Genomic DNA, 4,699 nt, shown 5'->3' with positions numbered 1-4,699 from the left:
GTGCAGCGCGTCGTTGCGGGCGGTCTCGTCGACGTTCGCGAGTTCGAGCGCCGCGCGCTCGGCCTCCCCGACCCGTTCGTCCGTGCTTCGGTCACTCATTGTCCTCACCATTCACGGGCACGAATATGGTTCCTACGGCGTCACCGCTCGCGATGCGGTCGAGCACGTTCGGTTCGGTCGACCCCGCGATGATGGCGGGGATGCCGTGTTCGCTGACCGCGCGCGCCCGCTCGACTTTCGTCCGGATGCCGCCGAACGTCTCGGCGGCCGTGTCGTCCACGAGTCCCTGGACGGCGTCGTAGTTCGCGCCCACGGCCTCGACGCGCTCCGCGGCCGGGTCGTCTTTCGGGTTCGCGGTGTAGACGCCGCCGACGTCGGTCAGCGTCACCAGCAGGTCGACGTCCACGCCCATCGCGACCGACGCGGACAGCATGTCGTTGTCTCCGATGCGGACCTCTTCGGTTGCGACTGCGTCGTTCTCGTTGATGACCGGGACGACGCCCCAGTCGAGCAGCGTCTCGATGGTGTTGTGGAGGTTCGTGAACCGTTCGGGCGTCGAGAGGTCGTCCTCCGTCAACAGCAGCTGGGCGATCTTCTGGTCGTAGCGGTCGAAGCTCTGCGTGTAGTGACGCATCAGGTGGCTCTGCCCGAGCGTCGACAGCGCCTGCGTCTCCTCGACGGTCTCCTCGACGCTCCGCTCGAGGCGCCCCTTTCCGGCGCCGATGGCGCCCGAGGACACGAGCAGGACCTCCGTGCCGTCCGCGCGAAGGTCCATGATGTCCGTCACGAGCTTGTCGATTTTCGTGCGGTCGAGGCGCGACTCGTCGTCCGTCAGCGAGTTCGTGCCCGCTTTCACGACCACGCGGTCGGCGGCCGCTGCCTGCTCCCGCGCGTTCGTCACCGTCTCTTCGTCCACCGCGTGGATGTCGGCAGCCTCACGCATCGTCGAACGCCTCGGAGAGTTCCTGCGACCGGTTCCGCGCCGCTTCGACGGCGTCCCTCACCGCTTCGTCGGCGTCGCTGCCCCACAGCACTTCCATGCCCTCGATGGTCGTGCCCTCCGGCGAGCAGACCGCGTCGATGAGTTCGTCGACGCTGCGGTCGTCCTGTCGGACCGTCTCCGCGGCGCCCTTGAACGTCTGGGCGGCGATGACCTCCGCCTCCTCGGGTTCGAGGCCGGACTCGACGCCTGCGTCCTTCATCGCCTCGATGAGGTAGAAGACGAACGCCGGGCCGCTGCCGTTGACCGCCGTCGCGACGTCCATGTACTCCTCCTCGACGGTGACGTACTCGCCGAGGTCCTCGAGCAGCGCGCGGACATCGTCGGTGACGCCGATTTCGGTCGCCGCCGCGGCCATGTCGCCGGTCTCCGCCGCGAGATTCGGCATCACGCGGACGACCGACGCGTCGGTGCGATCGGCGACGAACTCGCGGGGGACGCCGGCCGCGAGCGTGACGAGCGTCTGGTCCGGGTGGAGGTCGACGTCGTCGAGGACTGACTCCACGATGTGTGGCTTGACTGCGAGCACGACCAGGTCGCTGCCCTTCGCCGCTTCGACGTCGGTGGTCGTCTCGCTGGCGACGTCCGCGACCCTGTCGAGGGCGTCCGTGTCCAGGTCGATCGCTGTTACATCGTAGCCCGCCTTCGCGAGCCCGCGGAGGAATGCACCCCCCATGTTACCGCAACCGATGACGCTGACGGATTCCATCTTACACGGACACAGGACACTGAGCAACATACGACCTGCGTTCGCGTCATGGTCTGACGAACTGGCCTTCGCGCCGGGATAGCGCCGCTCGGGGCGTCGGTCTAGTCCCCGAATCAGAACTGAAGTTGTGGGGTCGTCGACCCCAAGCTCTGGGCGCAGGCTCAGAACTGGAGGTGGGAGGTCGAACTCGGGTCGTCGTCGTCTCCGTCGTCGTGTTTCGTCCCCTCGTAGAGGAAGCGCACGTCGTCGTCAGTCAGGTACACCTGGCCGTCGTCGACGTCCACGTCCACGGAGACGAGGGTCGTGTCCGCCGCGTCGCCATTGTCGCAGTACCCCGAGCACGCGTCGAACAGCGACCCGTGTTTCGGGCAGACGACTTCGCCGTTCCGCACGATCGCGCCGATGCCGTCGCGGTAGAGCCGCTGGGCTTCGTGCGTACAGCGGTTCACCCACGCTTCGACCGCGTCGCCGTCCTCGTCGTCGCAGGGCACCAGAAACACTTCCTCGTCCGTGCCGTGTTCGTCCCGCACCGTGAACGCCCACGACCCCTCCTCGCGGACCGCGTCCACGCTCGTCAATCTGTAGCGACTCGACATCGGTCAGACCGCGTTCGTGAGGAGCGCGCTGGCGTCCAGCAGCAGGAGCACGGCGACGATGGCGGCGCCGTAGAGGAGGCCGGCAGCGTCCTCGCCGTCCTCGAGTTTGCCGCCCGCGACCTCGACGAGGCCCGCGAGCGCGAACCACAGGACGACCATCGTCAACACGAGGTGGCCCTGGCCGGTCCCGGTGAGCGAATTCCCCTCGGTGTAGCCGGCCAGCGTGAGCATGTAACCGCCAGTCAACAGCAGTACGGCGGCGCTCGCCCGGGAGATGTTCCGGAGCGTGCTGACCAGCGAGTCTCGGACGCTCACGGAGACGCTGTTCGCGACCCCGGGGAGCGTCGCGGCTCCGTACATCACGCTGCCCGTCCACAGGCCGGCGAACAACAGGTGAAGCGCGTACACGACGGTCTCGATGGCTGCCATAGCGGCGCCTTGGGAGTGACTGGCCGTAAAACGCGGGGGTTCCGGCAGTCAGTCCCGTGAAGGCACGCTTAAGGCCCGCGCCGCACTTGCCTCGGGCATGGAACTACGGGACCTCTCCGACCACGTGGAGTACCGGGCCGGTCGGGGCATCGAGGAGGTCGCACGGGAACTCGGACGCGACCCCGAGGAGTTCGTGAAGCTGTCCTCGAACGAGAACCCCCACGGCCCGAGTCCGAAGGCAGAAGCCGCGATCCGGGACGCCGCGTCGGAGGTCCACCGCTACCCGAAAGCCGTTCACAGCGACCTCACGGACGCACTGGCGTCCAAGTGGGGCGTCACCGGCGAGCAGGTGTGGGTCGCCAACGGCGGCGACGGCGCACTCGATTACGTCGCGCGGGCCATGCTCGACCCGGGCGACCGGGTGCTCGTACCGACGCCCGGGTTCACGTACTACGGGATGAGCGCACGCTTCCACCACGGCGACGTCGCCGAGTACGACATCCGCGTCGCTCCCGGAACCGACGACAGTGAGGACTTCGCCCTGACCGCCGACACCGTGCTGGACGCCTACGACGGGGAGCGCGTCGTCTACCTCACGAGTCCCCACAACCCGACGGGCGACCGGTTCACGCTCGACGCCGTCGAGCGGGTCGGCGACGAGACGGACGACGACACGCTGGTGGTCGTCGACGAGGCGTACGGCGAGTTCACGGACGCGCCGTCCGCGGTGTCGCTGCTGGACGAGCGCGACGACGTGGCTGTCCTGCGGACCTTCTCGAAAGCCTACGGGCTCGCGGGCATCCGCCTCGGCTACGCAGTCACGCCGTCGGCGTGGGCGGACGCGTACGCCCGCGTCCAGACGCCGTTCGCGGCGAGCGCCATCGCGTGCCGCGCCGGCCTCGCGGCGCTCGAGGACGACGAGCACGTCGACCAGACCGTCGAGACCGTCGCGTGGTCGCGGCAGTACGTCCACGACGAACTCGACGCGCGAACGTACGAGAGCCACGCGAACTTCGTGCTCGTGGAGGTCGGTGACGCGACTGCGGTGGCGGAGGCCGCGAAGCGAGCGGGCGTCCTGCTCCGGGACTGCTCGAGTTTCGGGCTGCCCGAACACGTTCGCGTGACGTGCGGGACGCGCGAGGAGACCAAACGCGCCGTCGAAGTTCTGACCGAAGTCCTCGACGAGGTGGTCGCGGAATGACCGCGACGACCCGGGAGGTGGCGCGATGAGAGTCGCCGTCACCGGGACGCCAGGCACGGGGAAGACCACGGCCACCGAGCTACTGGACACGGACCTCGACGTCGTCCACCTCAACGACGCCATCGAGGAAGAGGAACTGTACACGGAGGTCGACGAGGCGAGAGACAGCAAGGTCGCGGACCTGGAAGCCGTCCGCGAGTGGCTGGACGGCCGCGACAACGTGCTCGTGGAGTCGCACCTCGCACACCTCCTGGACGCCGACCGCGTGGTGGTGCTGCGGTGTGCGCCGGGGGAACTGGAGCGGCGCCTCGTCGAGCGCGGCGAACCGGCAGCGAAGGCTCGCGAGAATGCAGAGAGCGAGGCGCTGGACGTCATCCTCTCCGAGTCCGTGCGCGTCCACGGAGAGCGCAACGTGTACGAGATCGACGCGACCGACCGCGACCCGGGCGGAGTCGCCGACGAGATCGCGGCCGCGATTGCCGGAGACCGCGACCCGTCGGCCGGCGACGTGGACTTCACAGACTACCTATGACGCGTACCCACAGCGAGTCGCCATGACGCTGGACAGACTCCGCCCGCTGGCGACGCGATTGATGGCGCCGTGGGTGCGTGGCGCCGTCGCCGTCGGCGCGACGCCGAACGTCATCAGCATCGTCGCCTTCGTGTTCGCCATCGGCGCGGCCGTCGCGTTCTACGTCGCGACGCCGCTTGCGTACGCCGTCGGCGCCGCTGTTCGTCGTCGCGAACGGGCTGGCTGGACCTCC

At 68.6% G+C, this 4,699-nt stretch carries 6 protein-coding genes and 1 pseudogene; 3 read left to right on the top strand and 4 right to left on the bottom strand.

What is annotated here, in order from left to right; genetic code table 11:
- Positions 1-91: 91 nt before the first annotated feature.
- From proB to GRX66_RS16710, 4 genes are all read right to left on the bottom strand, one after another.
- Positions 92-943, bottom strand: coding sequence for a glutamate 5-kinase (proB, locus tag GRX66_RS16725; RefSeq protein WP_159527535.1), 852 nt, complete (start codon positions 941-943; stop codon positions 92-94).
- Entirely contained in the window at positions 936-1,709 is a 774-nt protein-coding gene (gene proC / locus GRX66_RS16720; RefSeq protein WP_159527534.1) for a pyrroline-5-carboxylate reductase, read from the bottom strand. Before proC ends, proB begins: the two co-directional genes overlap by 8 nt.
- Positions 1,710-1,870: 161 nt before the next feature.
- Positions 1,871-2,305, bottom strand: coding sequence for a Rieske (2Fe-2S) protein (locus tag GRX66_RS16715; protein ID WP_159527533.1), 435 nt, complete (start codon positions 2,303-2,305; stop codon positions 1,871-1,873).
- Positions 2,306-2,308: 3 nt separating this feature from the next.
- Positions 2,309-2,734, bottom strand: a complete 426-nt coding sequence (locus GRX66_RS16710) for a hypothetical protein (RefSeq protein ID WP_159527532.1) — start codon at positions 2,732-2,734, stop codon at positions 2,309-2,311.
- A 97-nt stretch (positions 2,735-2,831) separates the two neighbouring features.
- On the opposite strand from GRX66_RS16710, the gene hisC reads away from it, so the two are divergent.
- From hisC to GRX66_RS16695, 3 genes and pseudogenes are all read left to right on the top strand, one after another.
- Entirely contained in the window at positions 2,832-3,935 is a 1,104-nt protein-coding gene (gene hisC, locus GRX66_RS16705) for a histidinol-phosphate transaminase (protein ID WP_159527531.1), read from the top strand.
- A 25-nt stretch (positions 3,936-3,960) separates the two neighbouring features.
- The gene (locus GRX66_RS16700) at positions 3,961-4,467 is read left to right on the top strand and encodes an adenylate kinase family protein (protein ID WP_159527530.1); all 507 of its coding nucleotides are present in this window, start codon (positions 3,961-3,963) and stop codon (positions 4,465-4,467) included.
- Between the two features lie 22 nt (positions 4,468-4,489).
- A pseudogene (locus GRX66_RS16695) lies at positions 4,490-4,699 on the top strand (hypothetical protein); the annotation flags it as partial.

Origin of the sequence: Halobacterium bonnevillei, assembly GCF_009831555.1 — an archaeon.
GTDB lineage: Archaea > Halobacteriota > Halobacteria > Halobacteriales > Halobacteriaceae > Halobacterium > Halobacterium bonnevillei.
This window is presented reverse-complemented; position numbering and strand designations above follow the sequence as displayed.

What these genes read in the sequence shown, in the direction of transcription:
- proC (WP_159527534.1), bottom strand. Translation starts at nt 1,709, where the DNA reads ATGGAATCCGTCAGCGTCATCGGTTGCGGTAACATGGGGGGTGCATTC.
- GRX66_RS16715 (WP_159527533.1), bottom strand. Translation starts at nt 2,305, where the DNA reads ATGTCGAGTCGCTACAGATTGACGAGCGTGGACGCGGTCCGCGAGGAG.
- GRX66_RS16710 (WP_159527532.1), bottom strand. Translation starts at nt 2,734, where the DNA reads ATGGCAGCCATCGAGACCGTCGTGTACGCGCTTCACCTGTTGTTCGCC.
- GRX66_RS16700 (WP_159527530.1), top strand. Translation starts at nt 3,961, where the DNA reads ATGAGAGTCGCCGTCACCGGGACGCCAGGCACGGGGAAGACCACGGCC.
- hisC (WP_159527531.1), top strand. Translation starts at nt 2,832, where the DNA reads ATGGAACTACGGGACCTCTCCGACCACGTGGAGTACCGGGCCGGTCGG.
- proB (WP_159527535.1), bottom strand. Translation starts at nt 943, where the DNA reads ATGCGTGAGGCTGCCGACATCCACGCGGTGGACGAAGAGACGGTGACG.